Source organism: Cohaesibacter marisflavi, assembly GCF_963665895.2.
GTDB classification, from domain to species: domain Bacteria; phylum Pseudomonadota; class Alphaproteobacteria; order Rhizobiales; family Cohaesibacteraceae; genus Cohaesibacter; species Cohaesibacter marisflavi.
This window is the reverse complement of sequence record NZ_OY762534.1, coordinates 1,456,164-1,472,607: the sequence shown is the minus strand read 5'-3', so window position 1 is coordinate 1,472,607 and position 16,444 is coordinate 1,456,164. Positions and strand designations below refer to the sequence as shown.

Here is a 16,444-nt window from a genome sequence, read left to right as displayed (position 1 = left end):
GCATGAGCATGGTTTTTCAACCACCCGCAAGCCATTTTGTGAATGGGCAATATGTTGAAGATGATACCGGAGTGCCCATTCCGGTCATCTATCCGGCAACGGGTGAAGAGATCGCGCGTGTCTATGCTGCGACTCCTTCCATCATCGATCAGGCTATCGCCTCAGCCACCGCAGCGCAGAAACAATGGGCCGCTCTTTCTGGCACCGAACGGGGCAGGGTGCTTACCCGCGCTGCCCATATCATGTGGGAGCGCAATCAGGAGCTTTCCGAAATTGAAACCCACGATACCGGCAAGCCGCTATCCGAAACCCTGATTGCCGATGCGGCCTCCGGTGCAGATGCTCTGGAATATTTCGGCGGACTGGCCGGAACCCTGACAGGCGAATATATCCCGGTTGCCGGGGACGACTTTGTCTACACCCGCAGGGAACCGCTTGGGGTTTGCGTCGGGCTCGGAGCCTGGAACTATCCTATTCAGATCGCCTCATGGAAGGCCGCTCCAGCCCTGGCGTGCGGGAATGCCATGATCTTCAAACCCTCCGAGGAAACCACGCTGACAGCGCTGAAGTTGGCAGAAATCCTGAAGGAAGCCGGAGCGCCGGCGGGCCTTTTCAATGTTATTCAGGGCTATGGCGAAGTCGGGGCCGCGCTTGTTGAAGATCCGCGCATTGCCAAGGTGTCGCTCACCGGTTCGGTGCCAACCGGGCAAGAGGTTTATGCAAGCGCAGCATCTACGCTCAAACACGCAACCATGGAATTGGGCGGCAAATCTCCGATCATCATCTTTGACGATGCAGATTTGGAAAATTCTGTGTCCGCTGCCATCAATGGCAACTTCTATTCCACCGGACAAATTTGCTCGAATGGCACGCGTGTTTTCGTGCAAAGTGGCATCAAGGATGCCTTCCTTGCGCGCCTGACCGAGCGGATGAAAGGGGCCGTCATTGGAGATCCGATGAATGAGGCCACCACAATCGGCCCCATGATTTCCGAAAAACAGCGCTCCATCGTAGAGGGCTACATCAAGAAAGGCATAGAAGAAGGCGCGCGCCTCGTCGCTGGCGGTAACACCATCTCTGGTGACGGCTACTATATGGAGCTGACCGTTTTTGCCGACGTGATGGACGACATGACCATCGCCCGCGAAGAGATTTTCGGCCCCGTCATGTCGGTTCTCTCCTTCGAGAGCGAAGAAGAAGCCATCCTGCGGGCCAATGATACCGCCTTCGGCTTGGCCGCCGGGGTCTTTACCAAAGATCTAAGCCGGGCCCATCGCGTGGCCGCGCAGTTTGAAGCCGGTACCTGCTACATCAACACCTACAATCTTACACCAGTGGAAGCACCCTTCGGCGGCATGAAAATGTCCGGCGTTGGCCGCGAGAATTCCAAGACTGCCGTCGAGCATTATAGCCAGATTAAGTCTGTTTACGTGTGTATGGGCGACACGGAGGCGCCGTTTTAATGCAAGCTGATTATGTAATTATCGGGTCCGGTTCTGCCGGCAGCGCAACCGCTTATCGTCTGGTGGAAGCAGGAAAATCTGTCATCGTTATAGAACAGGGAGGTACCGATATCGGGCCTTTCATCCAGATGCCTGCCGCCTTGTCCTATCCCATGAATATGCCGATCTATGATTGGGGATTCGCCAGCGAGCCAGAACCCTATCTTGGCGGGCGCAGCCTCGTTACGCCGCGCGGCAAGATTATTGGTGGCACGTCTTCCATCAATGGTATGGTCTATGTGCGCGGGCACGCTTGCGACTATGATCATTGGGATGAAAATGGCGCCACCGGTTGGTCCTATGCCGATGTGCTTCCCTATTTTAAACGCATGGAAAACTGGCATTCGGGCGGCCATGGGGGAGATCCTGAATGGCGCGGCAAGAGCGGGCCACTGCATGTAACCCGTGGTCCGCGTGACAATGTGCTGATCAAGGCCTTTGAGCAGGCTGGCAAAGAAGCCGGCTACGAAATGACCGCCGATTACAACGGCGAAAAGCAGGAAGGCTTCGGCCCACTGGAAGCCACCATCTGGAAGGGTGACCGCTGGTCATGTGTCAAGGCCTATCTCAAACCGGCCATGAAGACGGGCCGCTGCGAATTGGTCAAAGCGTTCGCCCAGAAGATTGTGATCGAAGACGGGCGCGCCAAGGGCGTAGAGGTACTGCGCAAAGGCAAGACGGAGGTCATCACGGCCAACAGCGAAGTGATCGTCGCTGCATCCTCCATCAATTCCCCCAAGCTGCTCATGCTTTCGGGCATTGGCCCAGCGGAAGAACTGAAGAGCCACGGAATCGACGTGATTGCTGATCGCCCCGGCGTTGGCAAAAACCTGCAGGACCATCTGGAACTCTATATCCAGCAGGCATGCACCAAGCCGATCACCCTGTACAAATACTGGAACCTCTTCGGCAAGGGTCTTGTGGGAGCGCAATGGCTCTTCACCCGCACCGGCCTTGGCGCATCCAACCAGTTTGAAAGTGGTGCCTTTGTGCGCTCTGCTGCTGGAGTCAAATATCCGGATATCCAGTTCCACTTCCTGCCAATCGCCGTGCGCTATGATGGGCAAGTGGCAGCCGAAGGCCATGGCTTCCAGGCTCATGTTGGCCCGATGCGCTCCAAATCGCGTGGCGAGGTAACGCTTAAATCCGCCGATCCGAAAGAAGATCCACGTATCCTCTTCAACTATATGTCCCATGAGGATGACTGGCGCGACTTCCGCATCTGCATCGAATTGACCCGTGAATTGTTTGGGCAAGAAGCCTTTGCGCCTTATCGGGGCAAGGAAATCCAGCCAGGCTCTCATGTGACGAGCGAAGAGGACCTCAACGAGTTTATACGCGCCAATGTCGAGAGCGCCTTCCATCCGTGCGGCACGTGCAAGATGGGCGCAAAAGATGATCCCATGGCCGTGGTTGATCCTGACCTCAAGGTGATCGGTGTCGAAGGGCTGCGCGTGGCTGACAGCTCCATCTTCCCACAGATTAACAACGGCAACCTCAATGGGCCTTCTATCCTCGTTGGAGAAAAGGCTGCCGATCACATTCTTGGCAAAATGCTGCCCCGTGATGAGGCTGAGCCATGGATTCACCCAGATTGGCAAACCAGCCAGCGATAGGGCATTGGTCTGCCAAGGATAGTCCTAAGCGAATAAGTAAGGCCGACGCGCACAAGCTGCTGTCGGCCTTTTTTCAATCTAGAGCGCAAATTCAGTCCTCCTCACACGCAATTCAGCATTTGCATTCGGTTTAAGTTTGTGAGAAACGATCCCGACACCAAAGCCCTCAACAATAAATCCGATGGAATAAAGCGGAAATGACCGAAAAGCAGCAAGACCATTTCGAAGTCAAAGGCCAAATCTTCTCTGTTGCGCCCATGATGGAGTGGACGGATCGGCATTGTCGGTATTTCCATCGGCTGCTTTCAAAGAAGGCTTTGCTTTACACTGAAATGGTAACTGCGCCTGCTGTTATTCATGGCGACAGGGCGCATCTGATCGGGTTTGATGACGCGGAGCATCCTGTGGCGCAGCAGCTCGGGGGCTCGGATCCTGAGCAATTGGCCGAGGCAACACGAATTTGCGCCGACTTTGGCTATGATGAAATCAACCTCAATGTGGGGTGTCCGTCAGATCGCGTGCAGTCCGGCATGTTTGGGGCTTGCCTGATGGCTGAGCCGGATCTTGTTGCTCGCTGTGTTGAGGCGATGAAGAAGGTGACGGATGTGCCCATCACCGTTAAATGCCGCATCGGGATTGACGACCAAAATGAAGAAGAAGCGCTCGATATTTTGGTCGACAAGTTGCTTGAAGCGGGCTGCGATGGACTAACAGTGCATGCACGTAAAGCCTGGTTGCAGGGACTGAGCCCGAAGGAAAATCGGGATATTCCGCCCCTGAATTATGATCGTGTCTATCGTCTTAAACAGCGGCTTTCCAATGTGCATATCGCGATCAATGGCGGTATCAAGACACTGGAAGACTGTGCGGAGCATTTCCAGCATGTCGATGGTGTGATGCTTGGTCGGGCTGCTTATCAAAGCCCCGCTCTGCTGGCGCGAGTGGATTGTGATCTGTTCGGGGAAGGGGAGCCGGTCGACCCGTTCGCGGCGGCTGAAGGTATGATCCCCTATATCGATGCGCATATCGCGCGGGGTGGACGCGCAAGTCAGGTGACGCGGCATATGATTGGTTTGTTTCAAAGCCGCCCGGGCGCCAAACGTTGGCGCCAGATTTTGACCGTGGAATCGGTCAAACCCGGTGCAACATCAGACCTCGTGCTTGAAGCGCTCAAGGCCTTGCGGTGATGGTGTAATGCGGCAGAACAATATCAGCGCGATATCGTCAGGCGATCTCCGCTGACAGACCAACTGCCCAAACGATCCAGATAGCTCATGCCCAGAAGGCTTTCGCGCAAGGCCCCGTCTTGCGCCACCATGGCGCGGACATTGTTGGCCTGAAGACCTCCGACCGAAATGCTATCCAGAACAATGGGGGCCGTGAAGGTGCGCCCGTTTGCCGTGCTGACAGGGGCGATATAACTGAGGCGCGCCGTATCGATCCCTATCGCTTCTGCATCGTCTCTGGTCAAGACTACGGCGCTGGCCCCGCTATCAACAAGCATCGAAAGAGAGGAGCCATTGACATCCGCACTCACCTGAAAATGACCACCGGCAGAGCGCCGGAAAGATACGCTGCCATCGCTCGAAACCATTGCCGAGCCGGGCACCAATTCGCCCGTTACGCGGCTGACCAGCATGCGAGCATCGTCCTTGAAACTGTAACCAAGCACCAGCAAGAGGCCCAAAGCGGCCCACAAGACAAGATACTTAAGGGATTTCAATGGAGGCGCGCTGCGTCGGGAGCCGCGTCCCGATAGCAGAAACAGCAGCAATGTCGAAAGCACAGCAACGCTGCCTATGGCTTCGATCGGATAGCCAAATAGCTCGCCGGACTGATGATTATACATCAGTATGGCCACTGCTGTGACGACAATACCCATCAGCGCATAGAACATAAAATATCTCCCCGGTAACTCTCTGTACCCTGCCATATAGGGATTGGATCATGTTAAATCCATGGGGAGGGCAAATGTGGGCGTGATCTGTCGTCACCCGATGGAGGCAAACAGCAGAAGGCCAATGCCGAAGAAGATCTCGCCCACCTGCTGTGAAGCTCCCAATACATCGCCGGTCTGACCCTTGATATGGTGATTTGCCAGCTTGACCATCATCAGGCTTGCCAGAACAATCATGACGAAGGCAGAAATGCCTGAGGCCAACCCGAAATTAGGCACAATCAATAGACCCGTCGCTAGCGCACCCATGGCGATAGAGATGGCATAAGTGCGCGTGGAAGGGGCTCCCAGACCCGCAGAAAGCCCGTTCATGCGAGCCGCTGGCAACGTGTGCCATACATGCATAAGCGGCACGCGAGAGACGACACCAGCCGCAAGATAGGCAAGGCCTCCTCGAGTTACACCATAATTTTCAAAGAGATAATAGACGATGCTAATGCGCATCAAGAGTGACATGCAAAGGGCGGTGGCGCCATAGCTACCGAGCCGGCTGTCCTTCATGATTTCTAGCTTGCGCGCAATGGTATGCCCGCCCCAGAAGCCGTCCGCTACATCAGCTAGCCCGTCCTCGTGCAATCCGCCAGTTACGATCGACATGGAGAGAATGGTCATGCAGGCAAGCAGAAAAGAGGGGAGCGGCGCCGTCCATGCCAAGGCATCAAAAAGTGTCGCTGGAATCAGGGCGAAAAAGGCCAGGAACAAGCCAATGAGAGGCATAGCCCGCGCTGTGCGGTGCATCGAGGGCATCCCTTCGCTGGGCTTACCCAAAAATCCGGGAACCGGGAGGCGGGTGAAAAAGGCAAAACAATCCAGAATATCCTGCCACCAACCCTGAATATATCGAATAACGCTCATAAGAAGAGAAGGCTTTCCATTTGGCGTGGACATTTCCGGCATTTGATCCTCCCTTAGGACCTTTCGTGACAATTGCGTATTGCTCAGTGACTGACCGCTCAGTATATCTCGTGGCAAGAATGATCCGAAATGAGCAAATTCGGCAAGGAGAGGCAAGCGCTTTTCGCAAGACTATGCTAAACGCAAGATAACACTGTGACTTGTGAGCCCTAAGTGGCTGGATTCGGATACTCAGCTTTATCGGCCGTCGCCTACCACCACCGCGACCGGTGTTCAAAACAATCTAAAAGGTAGAATAAAATGATTCCTACTTCCTCCGCTCTCCCTTTTGATGACATCTTGGCATTGCTGGACAAGATGCCGGAGCCAGATGAAGAGCTGCGCGCCAAAGTTCGTGAGAGAGAAGCGTCTCTGACCAAGCCAGCTGGCTCTCTTGGCAAGCTTGAAGAACTGGCTGAATGGGTTGCTGTCTGGCAGAATCGCGAAAAGCCGCAGATTCTCCGTCCGCTCGTTGGCGTTTTTGCCTGTCAGCATGGCATCGCGAAACACGGCGTTTCTGCATTCCCGAATGAGCTGAACCAGCTGATGGTCGACAATTTCAGCCAGGGTGGCGCTGCAATCAACCAGCTCTGCACGGCCTATGATCTTGGCCTCAAGGTTTTCGACCTCGCCATTGAGCATCCAACTGGCGACATCACTGTCGAACCGGCCATGTCAGAGAAAGACTGCGTCGCAACCATGGCATATGGTATGGAAGCGATTGCAGGCGGTACGGACTTGTTGTGCCTTGGCGAAATGGGCATTGGCAATACGACCATTTCAGCCGCCCTGTTTACGGCTCTGTTTGGTGGTTCCGCTGAAGACTGGTGTGGTCGTGGCTCAGGGGTTGACGACAAGGGCATCCAGCTGAAAGTGGATCTCGTCAACAAGGCTCTGGAAACCCACAAGGATCATCTCGACAAGCCTCTCGAAGTGCTTGCACGCCTCGGTGGTCGTGAGTTTGCAGCTATGGCCGGTGCCGTTCTTGCTGCCCGCATCAACAATGTCCCAGTAATTGTCGATGGCTTCAACACCACTGCGGCTGTGGCCGTGCTTCACAAGCTTGACCCGCGCACGCTGGATCATTGCATCTTCTCCCATTGTTCTGCTGAAGGTGCCCATCGTCGCGCTCTTGATGCCATGGGTAAAACAGCTTTGCTCGATCTGGGCATGCGTCTTGGTGAAGGCACCGGCGCTGCAATGGCTGCAGGTGTCGTCAAGGCAGCCTGTCAGGCTCATAACGGCATGGCAACATTTGCAGATATCGGCCTTTAATCCTAAGGTTCAGCTAGGACTTTTCAAACCAATACAAAGCCGGCCGCGTGTCGGCTTTGTTGTATCTAGCCACAGTCAAGTCGAAAGCCGCGTCGCCAGATTTACAAAAACGAGAGGGACTGCTAACTTCCTTTTTAGCCTATCCATGTTCAGCTAGGGTTCCGCTGCCTTTGGCAGGTCTGGACCGAGCGCTGCTAAGAGCCCAAGTGGGCAGACACCTGAAAGATCAAAAGACTAGGGGGGATGGAAAGGGCACGCTAGACGTGCGCCCATTTTAGTCTTGAAAGGTTTTTCTCATGTCCCTTCTTGGATTCATGCTTGTCTTGGCTGCCGCTTTTTGCCATGCCACCTGGAATTTCTTCGTTAAACGCATCAATGCCGGACCAGAACTGGTGTGGACGTTCTCCGCTATAACGGTGGTTATCTATAGCCCGTTGGCGGTGTATTTCTTTCTGCAAATGCCAGCCTTCAATACGTTCAATATCAGCTTCATCATCGGTAGCTGCATTTTGCATCTGGGCTATTTCCTTCTGCTGCAAAAAGGATATCGAACAGGAGATCTTTCTGTCGTCTATCCCACGGCCCGCGCCACAGGCCCCATGCTCTCAACGATCTTTGCTGTTGTCATTCTTGGCGAGCAGGCAACAATACAGGGCGCATTGGGCGCGCTGGTCATCATCTTCGGTGTGTTGATGTTGGCTGGTGGCTTAAAGATTAAGTCGATGGCACAAGCGTCGTCCTTGATGTTTGGGGTTGGAGCTGGGGTGCTGATCGGTAGCTACACAGTCTGGGATGCCTATGCAGTGTCCGTGCTCGCTTTGCCGCCGTTGCTGCTCGACTATAGCTCAAGTCTCGGGCGGTCCATTCTTCTGGCGCCCGTCGCAGCAAAGCGCGCAGGGGCCGTCAAAAAGATCTGGCAGGAGCATAAAGCTGGCCTGCTGGTCATCGCGATTTTCAATCCCTTGGCCTATATTCTCGCGCTTGTTGCTATGACATTTACGCCCGTCATTTACATCGCTCCAATACGGGAGGTCAGCGTTGTCCTGTCGGTACTATTGGGAAGCCTGCTCCTTGGCGAGGGCAATTTGAAAGATCGCCTTATTTGGTCCTGCATGATCCTTCTGGGGGTATCGATTCTGGCGAGTGCCTAAGGGGAGAAACGACTATCCAGCTCTCTTGAGACGAATACGGTTTTTGGAGGGTTGGATCATGTCCATCACGCGGCTTGGCGGGAAGCTTGCCGTAACAGTGGTGCCCTTACGCAGCTCGGATTTCAGATCGAACTTGCCGTCATGCATGGTGACCAGTGCCTGAACGATCGAAAGTCCCAGACCTGAGCCTTCTTCTGCGCTTTGAATGGCGGCCGTTCCCTGACCAAAGGCACTGAGTACCGTTTCGATTTCGTGCTCGGGAATGCCCATGCCGGTATCCTTGACCGAAACCATCTGACCGCCATCTTCAACACCCTTTACCGTAAGGGTAATGCTGCCGCCGTTGGGCGTAAATTTCACCGCGTTTGTGAGCAGATTGAGAATAATCTGGCGGATTGCGCGTTCGTCGGCCCAAAGCTTGGGCAGCGTCTGGTCGGCATCAAGTGTAATGGATATATCTTTGGCCTTGGCGCGGATCCGCAAGAGATTTTCGCAATCTTCTGCGATATAGGCCAGAGTCACCGCTTCTTCATTAAGGCGATAGCGTCCTGCTTCAATGCGCGAGAGATCCAGAATCTCGTTGATCAGATTCAACAGATGAGATCCGGACGCGTGAATATCGTTGGAATATTCACGATATTTGTCATTTGGCAGCGGGCCGAAAACTTCCGTTTTCATCATCTCGGAAAATCCGAGAATGGCGTTCAGCGGCGTGCGAAGCTCATGGCTCATGGTGGCAAGAAAACGGCTTTTTGCCGTATTGGCCTCTTCTGCCTGACGACGGGACTCATCCGAGATGGCCTTGGCTTGTTCCAGCTCGGTTATAAGATAATCCTTCTCAAGCCTAAAATTGAGCATGGCCAGCGTGGAACTATAGAGGCGCTTGGAAAGCAGAATGAAGAAGACAATCGCCCCGATGGACATAAGGGACAAGGTTGGATCTGTCTCTTTTGAATGCATCAGGATTGAATGATTGATGACCAGAGCAATTGGCAGCGAGCCGGCCCAAACCGCAGACGGAATGGGAAAGCTGAGCATCGTCGTAACAGCAATAACGACGAGCATCACCGCAAACTGATACTCTTCCAGATATCCAACGTCTTTGGTTGTCGGCAACAACAGGATCGCGGCCCAGACGATGCCAGCAAGAGCTTCCATGAACAAGAAGCGCCTTTGCCAGTCATTCAGCTCGATATCATTTTCGGAATGTTTCTTGAAGCTTTTGACATAGAGGGTCGTAACGAGATGAATGATCAATGCAGCGACCACCCACAAAAGGGCATTGATCGGCGTCGTCCAGAGCGTGGAAATGGCCGCAGATATCAGAAATAGAACCGGCATGGCATAAGCCGCAGAGATGCGGTTTTCCGCATACATCAGCATCAGCTCATGGCGAAAGCTCGGGCGATATCCGTCTTTGTTGTTGAGTTGCTCACGCACATCGTGGACGGTGCGCAAAACGGCACGCCTCTTCGCAGCACGGGCGCTGTTGGCCTGCTGGGAATTCTTCTTTGACCGATCAGTGCTATAAACACCGGTCATGCGTGACGCCCTTTTTCATTTTTATTAAAATGCTCCTGAAAACATCATTTCCCATTTGTATTAAAATCCGCCTGAAGAAGATGGTAAATAAAGAATGAAATGGTGAAAAGATGTGGGCTATTCGTTGTGGCAGGAAAAGAGAAGGCGTTGAATATATTTGAATATTTAGATCAAATAAGTCTTATTTATTGCAGTGCCAATCAATAAGGAGTAGGCGCGTGGAGCAGGCTGCCAAGCTCAACAGGCTAACAGACAAAATTGAGAACTGTCGGATTTGCCGCGATGCCCCAAACGGCGCTGCAATGCCCCATGAACCACGGCCGGTGGTGCGCCTGTCTTCAACGGCGCGCATTTGCATCGCGGGGCAGGCTCCGGGCATGAAGGTGCACGAGACCGGCGTCCCGTTTAACGATCCTTCGGGAGATCGTCTGCGCGACTGGATGGGGATTGATCGAGCTTGTTTTTACGATCAACGCAGGATTGCCATTGTTCCGATGGGGTTTTGCTTTCCCGGCTATGACGCAAAGGGCGGAGATTTGCCGCCGCGCAAGGAATGTGTGAAGGCATGGCACGACGAGATCTTTGCAGGCATGCCGCAATTGGAGGTGATTCTGGTGATTGGCCAATATGCGCAGCGCTATCACCTGGGCAAAAGACGCGCCAAAACGCTTACACAAACCGTGGAGCAAGCCAAGGCCGTCTGGAATGAAACGGCCGCTCCCCGAATTCTGCCGCTGCCGCATCCCTCTTGGAGGAATACAGCCTGGTTGAAGAAGAACCCTTGGTTTGAAAGAGACATTTTGCCATTTCTGAAAGAAGAAGTGCGCAAGATATTAGCTGGGTAGCTGCAGAAAAATTTTCTGCAAAACATTGGCTCTACAAAAGGATGAGGGGCATTTCTCACATATTGACATTGATTTGAGAATTTTCTTTCGATATCATTTTGTTAATGGGGCGATTATGAGAAAATCTTTGTCCAGGACATTGTCTCGACGCCATAAGCCCAGTCTGAAGATCGGGTATATATCGCTCCTTAAGGGATCGGAGAAAGCCATGCTGGATCGTTTGGATCGGCGCATTCTGCAAATCCTGCAGGAAGACGCCACTATGCCTGTCGCTGAAATCGGACGTCGGGTGGGCCTGTCCACGACGCCATGCTGGCGGCGCATTCAGAAAATGGAAGAAGAAGGGGTTATCACCGGTCGCGTCGTGCTACTGGACCCCGACAAGGTCAACACGAGGGTCACCGCTTTTGTTGCGGTAACCACCAATGAGCATTCTTCCGATTGGCTCAAGCGCTTCGCAGATGTGATCAGGGATTTCCCCGAAGTCGTTGAATTCTATCGCATGGCTGGGCAGGTGGACTATCTGCTGCGCGTCGTTGTGCCCGATATTGACGCCTATGACGCTTTTTACAAAAAACTTATTGCGCGCATCGAAGTGGGCGACATCTCGACCACATTCGCCATGGAGCAGATAAAATACACGACCGCTTTGCCACTCAATTATCTGCCCGATAAGGAATCGCGCTAGCGAGTCAGCCGTGTAGCTTTTTCATATTGCCGTTCAGCGAGAGTCAAAAAACCCGCGAGCCTTTAGGGCGCCGCGGGCTTTTCTATGTCTTTTAAGAACAGAAAACAGGCGACGTTTCCGTCGCCCATCCTACGATCATTTGCGGTCCAGAAGAGCAATGAGGGAAGAGGTGTCCCAGCGATTGCCACCAAGGCTTTGGACCTGTCCATAGAACTGATCAACTGCGGCCGTTACAGGCAGGTGCGCCCCATTGCTGCGTGCTTCGTCCAGAACAATGGCCAGATCCTTGCGCATCCAGTCAACGGCAAAGCCGAACTCGAACTCGCCTTTCGCCATGGTGGAAGCGCGGTTTTCCATCTGCCATGACCCGGCAGCGCCTTTTGAGATAACGTCAACGACAGCTTCCACATCAAGCCCGGCTTCCTTGGCGAAGTGAACGCCTTCCGAAAGGGCTTGCACAAGGCCCGCAATGCAGATCTGGTTGACCATCTTGGTTAGCTGGCCCGCTCCCGATGGGCCCATCAGACCGACCATCTTGGCAAAGGATTCGATAACCGGTCTCGCCTTGGCAAAGATATCCTCATCACCGCCACACATGACAGTGAGCACGCCATTCTCTGCGCCAGCCTGTCCGCCGGAAACCGGAGCGTCAATGAATCCAACATTCTGCGCTTTGGCAACTTCATAGAGCTCGCGCGCCACTTTGGCGCTGGCGGTGGTGTTGTCAACAAAGATGGCGCCTTCCTTCATGGTGGAAAGGGCTCCGTCTTCGCCGATGGTCACTTCGCGCAAATCATCATCATTGCCGACACAGCAGAACACGAAGTCGGCGCCTTCGGCGGCCGCCGCTGGTGTCGTTGCCATTGAACCACCATGCTCTGCGACCCATTTTTCGGCTTTAGCAGCTGTGCGGTTATAGACAGTGACATCATGACCACCCTTATGCATAAGGTGAGCAGCCATTGGATAGCCCATGACACCAAGACCGAGAAAAGTAACTTTGGCCATATCAAAATCCTCATATCGTTAGAGCGGAACATGCTAGTCATAAAAAGAAAAAGGGCGGCCTGATGAGCCGCCCTGTTCGAAAAACATTTGTTAGCCAGCGATTTTTGAAAAATCGGCGACAGTACGCGTTGTTGCGCGGATCTGCGTCAGCATTTTGAGGCGGTTCTCGCGAACCTCGGCGCGTTCGTCGTTGACGAGCACCTTCTCAAAGAAGGCGTCCACTGGTGCCCGCAAGGTGGCGAGGGCTGACATGGCGCCTGCAAAGTCTTCTGCCTCTACAGCGTCTGCGGCAGCAATCCTAGCCTTTTCAATGGCTGAGGCGAGGGCGACTTCTTCCGGCTCATGCAGATGAGCCCCCTCGATAACGCCTTCAAAGCTTGTGCCTGATTTCTTTTCTTCAGCCCGCAAGATGTTCGCTGCACGGCGATACCCCGCCAGCAAGTTGGCACCATCATCGCTGGCGAGGAACGAACCCAGCGCTTCAACGCGTTTGGCGATCATGACGATGTCATCCTGACCACCAAGAGCAAACACGGCGTCGAGCAGATCATGACGTGCGCCTTTGTCTCTCAGATACACGCTGAGGCGATCGGCAAAGAAAGACAATAGATCATCGCCCTGTTCAAAGCCCGGGCGTGCCGTGGCAAAGATGGCCTGCAGTGGCAGGCGAATGTCATTATCCACCAAAATGCGGATGACACCCAGTGCAGCACGACGCAGAGCAAACGGGTCTTTCGATCCGGTCGGCTTTTCATCGATAGCCCAGAAGCCGGTCAGCAGATCCAGTTTGTCAGCCAGGGCAACGGAGATAGAAACAGGTTCTGTCGGGACAACATCACTCGGACCCTGCGGCTTGTAGTGCATTTCGATCGCATCAGCGACCTTGGGGTCCTCATTCAGAGCCAGCGCATAATAGCGGCCCATAAGCCCTTGCAGCTCGGTGAATTCGAACACCATGTCGGTAACAAGGTCTGCCTTGGCCAGCTTGGCAGCCCGTGCAGCCAGAGCCTTGTCGGCGCCAACGGTCGGAGCCAGTGCTTCGGACAGAGCAATAAGACGCTCGACGCGTTCGCTCTGAGTGCCTAGCTTTTCATGGAACACCATGGAGTCGAGTTTATAGAGGCGGGTTTCTAGGCCGGTCTTGAGGTCGGTTTCCCAGAAGAACTTGGCGTCGGACAAGCGCGCGCGCACGACTTTCTGGTTGCCGGCAACGATGGTCTTGCCATCATCCGGAGCAATCAAGTTGGAAACCAGAACGAACTTGTTGGCCAGCTTGCCGGTTTTGGCATCTTTCAGAACAAAGCACTTCTGATGCTCGCGGATCGAGGTCTGGATGACTTCGTCCGGCATGTCGAGGAACGCCTGTTCGAACTCGCCCATCAAAACGACCGGCCATTCCACGAGGCCGCCGACTTCTTCAAGCAGCCCCATATCTTCAACCAGCTCCAATCCTTGCGCAAAAGCGAGGGTTTTGGCGTCGTTGAGGATGATCTCTTTGCGTTCATCAAGATCAAGCACGACCTTGCGCTCTTTGAGGCCAGCCACATAGTCTTCAAAGCGTTTGACCGCAAACGCATCTTTACCGTGGAAGCGATGACCTTGCGTCTTGTCAGAGCTTTCAATGCCTTCGACAGTGAAGGGAACCACTTCAGAGCCTTCGCCTTCAACCGAAAGCGTGCACAGAATGGAATGCAGTGGGCGAACCCAGCGCAGGGCACCTTCGCCAGCCTGACCCCATTTTTGACTTTTCGGCCAAGGGAATTTTCGCACGACATCTGGAACGAGTTCGGCGATAATGTCTTCAGCCTTGCGGCCCGGCTTATTGATGATGGCTACATAGAAGTCGCCTTTTTTCGGATCGGTCTGAACCGTGGCTTCTTCAATCGAAGAAAGGCCCGCACCGCGCAGAAAGCCTTGAAGGGCTTTTTCTGGAGCCCCCACACGTGGGCCCTTGCGCTCTTCTGAAATATCAGGAGAGGAGGCCGTGAGCCCTGTGATGGACAAAGCAAGGCGGCGAGGGGTTGCAAATTCGCGGGCACCCTCATAGGTCAAACCGGCATCCACCAGACCCCCGGTGATTAGTTTTTTCAAATCTTCAGCAGCCCGGCGCTGCATGCGGGCCGGGATTTCTTCGGAAAAAAGCTCAAGCAGAAGGTCTGGCATAGTCTTCTCTATTTACATCGATAATGGGTAAGGTCTTTGGGATTTTGACTAGCAAGACGGGGCGGCTTTGTCACTGATAAAATGACTGTTTCGCTAAACAGTGGGGCAAAGCGCACAAGGTAGCCAGCTTCAAAGAGCCTTATATGGGGTGTAATAGGGCAAACATTGGCGATTTGCCCAAAAAGGAAAAGGCCCGCTAAATCGAGCGGGCCTTGGATGAGTGCGCGTCTATCAGCTGTTGTCACGCCGCAAATGACGCGTCAGGCGTTTTTCAATGACATCCCAGAGCCGACGAATGATCTCGACGCAAACGAGATAGAAAATCGCCGCATAAATATAGGCCTGAAAATCGTAGGTTTGGGAGAAGGCGCGGCGGGTTTCGCCCATCAGATCGTATACCGAGATGATGGAAACCACAGCGGAGCCTTTGATCATCAGGATGAATTCGTTGCCGTAAGGCCGTAGTGCGACGATCAGCGCCTGAGGCAGCACGATTTTGAAGAAGGTGACAAACTTTGGCAAACCAAGGCTCTGCGCCCCTTCGATTTGGCCTTTGGGTACATTCATGATGGCGCCACGCAGGATTTCCGCCTGATAGGCCGCCGTATTCAGCGTAAATGACAAAAGGGCGATCGACCAGCTATCGCGGAAGAGCCACCACAGATGCATATCCTGCCAGAAATGGCGGAACTGTCCAAAGCCGTAATAGAGCAGGAACAGCTGCGCCAGCAGCGGTGTGCCGCGGAAGAAATAGATGTAGCCAAAGGCAATTCGGTTGAAGAGCTTAACCTTCGACATGCGTCCGAAGGCCACCGGCAACGACAGCAATCCGCCAAAGACAACAGAAAGGGCTACCAGTTCAATTGTGGTCAAGAAGCCGTAGAGATATTTGGGGGCATAGCGCGCCATATAGTCAGCATCATAACTGTCATATAAAAACCAGATGATGCTAACGAAAAAGACGATCCAGATACCGAGCAGAAAATACCCGGTGATCTTGCTACCAGTAAAGAATTTGTTCTTGATGCTATCTGGCCGTGGGCGGGCATCCAGAATGGCATCTGCTACATAGTTTGTTTGCATGGTCATCAGCTCAACTCCCCACGACGACCGCGTTTTTCGATGGACTGAAGTACCATAGAGGAGATGAAGGTCAAAACCAGATACATGACGCAGGCGAGTGCGAAAAACAGGAAGGCTTCCTTTGTGTTGCGCGCTGCGAGCCCAGTGGCATACATGGTGTCGGTAAGGCCGATGACGGAGACAAGAGACGTATCTTTGAGCAAAACCAGCCAGAGGTTGGAAAGCCCGGGCAGAGCCAGCTTGATGAGCTGCGGCACAATGACAAGACGCATGGTCTTGAACCAGGGCAGGCCCAAAGCGAAAGCACCTTCATACTGACCTTGCGGAATGCCTTTGAAGGCGGAAAGAAAAACCTCACTGGCATAGGAAGAGAAGACAAAGGCCAGCGCAATGATACCGGCGATGAAGGAATTGACCTCAATGCTGGTGCCCAGCACTTTTTGGAACAGCAGGTTTAAGAGAATCTGACCACCATAATAGACGATAAACAACGTCAGAAGTTCCGGTAGGGCGCGAAAGATAATCGTGAAGATCTTCGCCGCTCTCTGAATGCTGGGTTCCTTGGAATTGATGCCCAACGCGAGAAAAAAGCCCATAAACAGGCCTAGAGGCAAGGTGCACACGCCAAGGGATACTGTATAGAGTACGCCATGCGCAATCTCATCGCCCCAACCTGTGTCTCCGTAGGATAGGAGTGTCAGATAATCCATAATTTGCTGC

Annotated in this window: 14 protein-coding genes; 7 read left to right on the top strand and 7 right to left on the bottom strand. The window is 53.6% G+C overall.

Annotation, left to right across the window (positions count from 1 at the left end; genetic code table 11):
- Positions 1 to 8: 8 nt before the first annotated feature.
- From betB to dusA, 3 genes are all read left to right on the top strand, one after another.
- A complete protein-coding gene (gene betB, locus ACKPCT_RS07785) occupies positions 9 to 1,463 on the top strand; it encodes a betaine-aldehyde dehydrogenase (protein ID WP_319569400.1) in 1,455 nt (484 codons plus the stop codon).
- On the top strand, positions 1,463 to 3,118 hold the full coding sequence (betA, locus tag ACKPCT_RS07780) for a choline dehydrogenase (RefSeq protein ID WP_319568871.1): 1,656 nt from the start codon (positions 1,463 to 1,465) through the stop codon (positions 3,116 to 3,118). The genes betB and betA overlap by 1 nt, the downstream gene beginning before the upstream one ends.
- Positions 3,119 to 3,315: 197 nt before the next feature.
- On the top strand, positions 3,316 to 4,305 hold the full coding sequence (gene dusA, locus ACKPCT_RS07775) for a tRNA dihydrouridine(20/20a) synthase DusA (RefSeq protein ID WP_319568870.1): 990 nt from the start codon (positions 3,316 to 3,318) through the stop codon (positions 4,303 to 4,305).
- 23 nt (positions 4,306 to 4,328) lie between these two features.
- Here dusA and ACKPCT_RS07770 read toward each other — a convergent pair whose 3' ends face one another.
- Together ACKPCT_RS07770 and cobS are read right to left on the bottom strand one after the other, a co-directional pair.
- Positions 4,329 to 5,015, bottom strand: a complete 687-nt coding sequence (locus ACKPCT_RS07770) for a retropepsin-like aspartic protease family protein (protein WP_319568869.1) — start codon at positions 5,013 to 5,015, stop codon at positions 4,329 to 4,331.
- Positions 5,016 to 5,108: 93 nt separating this feature from the next.
- A complete protein-coding gene (cobS, locus tag ACKPCT_RS07765; protein ID WP_090068680.1) occupies positions 5,109 to 5,972 on the bottom strand; it encodes an adenosylcobinamide-GDP ribazoletransferase in 864 nt (287 codons plus the stop codon).
- Positions 5,973 to 6,230: 258 nt separating this feature from the next.
- On the opposite strand from cobS, the gene cobT reads away from it, so the two are divergent.
- Entirely contained in the window at positions 6,231 to 7,244 is a 1,014-nt protein-coding gene (gene cobT / locus ACKPCT_RS07760) for a nicotinate-nucleotide--dimethylbenzimidazole phosphoribosyltransferase (RefSeq protein ID WP_319568868.1), read from the top strand.
- Between the two features lie 296 nt (positions 7,245 to 7,540).
- Positions 7,541 to 8,395, top strand: a complete 855-nt coding sequence (locus tag ACKPCT_RS07755; protein ID WP_319568867.1) for an EamA family transporter — start codon at positions 7,541 to 7,543, stop codon at positions 8,393 to 8,395.
- A 12-nt stretch (positions 8,396 to 8,407) separates the two neighbouring features.
- Here the strand turns inward: ACKPCT_RS07755 and ACKPCT_RS07750 are convergent, their stop codons facing one another.
- Complete coding sequence (locus ACKPCT_RS07750) at positions 8,408 to 9,937, bottom strand: sensor histidine kinase (RefSeq protein ID WP_090068686.1); 1,530 nt, start codon at positions 9,935 to 9,937, stop codon at positions 8,408 to 8,410.
- A gap of 218 nt (positions 9,938 to 10,155) precedes the next feature.
- On the opposite strand from ACKPCT_RS07750, the gene ACKPCT_RS07745 reads away from it, so the two are divergent.
- The gene (locus ACKPCT_RS07745) at positions 10,156 to 10,782 is read left to right on the top strand and encodes a uracil-DNA glycosylase family protein (protein ID WP_319568866.1); all 627 of its coding nucleotides are present in this window, start codon (positions 10,156 to 10,158) and stop codon (positions 10,780 to 10,782) included.
- A 208-nt stretch (positions 10,783 to 10,990) separates the two neighbouring features.
- Positions 10,991 to 11,470, top strand: a complete 480-nt coding sequence (locus ACKPCT_RS07740) for an Lrp/AsnC family transcriptional regulator (RefSeq protein ID WP_090068688.1) — start codon at positions 10,991 to 10,993, stop codon at positions 11,468 to 11,470.
- Between the two features lie 135 nt (positions 11,471 to 11,605).
- On the opposite strand, the gene ACKPCT_RS07735 is transcribed toward ACKPCT_RS07740, so the two are convergent.
- The 4 genes from ACKPCT_RS07735 to ACKPCT_RS07720 all read right to left on the bottom strand — a co-directional run bounded on the left by ACKPCT_RS07735 (position 11,606) and on the right by ACKPCT_RS07720 (position 16,434).
- A complete protein-coding gene (locus ACKPCT_RS07735; RefSeq protein WP_319568865.1) occupies positions 11,606 to 12,478 on the bottom strand; it encodes an NAD(P)-dependent oxidoreductase in 873 nt (290 codons plus the stop codon).
- 90 nt (positions 12,479 to 12,568) lie between these two features.
- Positions 12,569 to 14,641, bottom strand: a complete 2,073-nt coding sequence (glyS, locus tag ACKPCT_RS07730; RefSeq protein ID WP_319568864.1) for a glycine--tRNA ligase subunit beta — start codon at positions 14,639 to 14,641, stop codon at positions 12,569 to 12,571.
- A gap of 231 nt (positions 14,642 to 14,872) precedes the next feature.
- A complete protein-coding gene (locus ACKPCT_RS07725; protein ID WP_407062693.1) occupies positions 14,873 to 15,730 on the bottom strand; it encodes an ABC transporter permease in 858 nt (285 codons plus the stop codon).
- Positions 15,730 to 16,434: an ABC transporter permease gene (locus ACKPCT_RS07720; RefSeq protein WP_210186631.1), complete on the bottom strand. Its 705-nt coding sequence runs from the start codon at positions 16,432 to 16,434 to the stop codon at positions 15,730 to 15,732. Before ACKPCT_RS07720 ends, ACKPCT_RS07725 begins: the two co-directional genes overlap by 1 nt.
- Between the last annotated feature and the right edge of the window lie 10 nt (positions 16,435 to 16,444).

Coding starts and splice junctions, on each gene's coding strand:
- betB (WP_319569400.1), top strand. CDS start 9: ATGGTTTTTCAACCACCCGCAAGCCATTTTGTGAATGGGCAATATGTT.
- betA (WP_319568871.1), top strand. CDS start 1,463: ATGCAAGCTGATTATGTAATTATCGGGTCCGGTTCTGCCGGCAGCGCA.
- dusA (WP_319568870.1), top strand. CDS start 3,316: ATGACCGAAAAGCAGCAAGACCATTTCGAAGTCAAAGGCCAAATCTTC.
- ACKPCT_RS07770 (WP_319568869.1), bottom strand. CDS start 5,015: ATGTTCTATGCGCTGATGGGTATTGTCGTCACAGCAGTGGCCATACTG.
- cobS (WP_090068680.1), bottom strand. CDS start 5,972: ATGCCGGAAATGTCCACGCCAAATGGAAAGCCTTCTCTTCTTATGAGC.
- cobT (WP_319568868.1), top strand. CDS start 6,231: ATGATTCCTACTTCCTCCGCTCTCCCTTTTGATGACATCTTGGCATTG.
- ACKPCT_RS07755 (WP_319568867.1), top strand. CDS start 7,541: ATGTCCCTTCTTGGATTCATGCTTGTCTTGGCTGCCGCTTTTTGCCAT.
- ACKPCT_RS07750 (WP_090068686.1), bottom strand. CDS start 9,937: ATGACCGGTGTTTATAGCACTGATCGGTCAAAGAAGAATTCCCAGCAG.
- ACKPCT_RS07740 (WP_090068688.1), top strand. CDS start 10,991: ATGCTGGATCGTTTGGATCGGCGCATTCTGCAAATCCTGCAGGAAGAC.
- ACKPCT_RS07735 (WP_319568865.1), bottom strand. CDS start 12,478: ATGGCCAAAGTTACTTTTCTCGGTCTTGGTGTCATGGGCTATCCAATG.
- glyS (WP_319568864.1), bottom strand. CDS start 14,641: ATGCCAGACCTTCTGCTTGAGCTTTTTTCCGAAGAAATCCCGGCCCGC.
- ACKPCT_RS07725 (WP_407062693.1), bottom strand. CDS start 15,730: ATGACCATGCAAACAAACTATGTAGCAGATGCCATTCTGGATGCCCGC.
- ACKPCT_RS07720 (WP_210186631.1), bottom strand. CDS start 16,434: ATGGATTATCTGACACTCCTATCCTACGGAGACACAGGTTGGGGCGAT.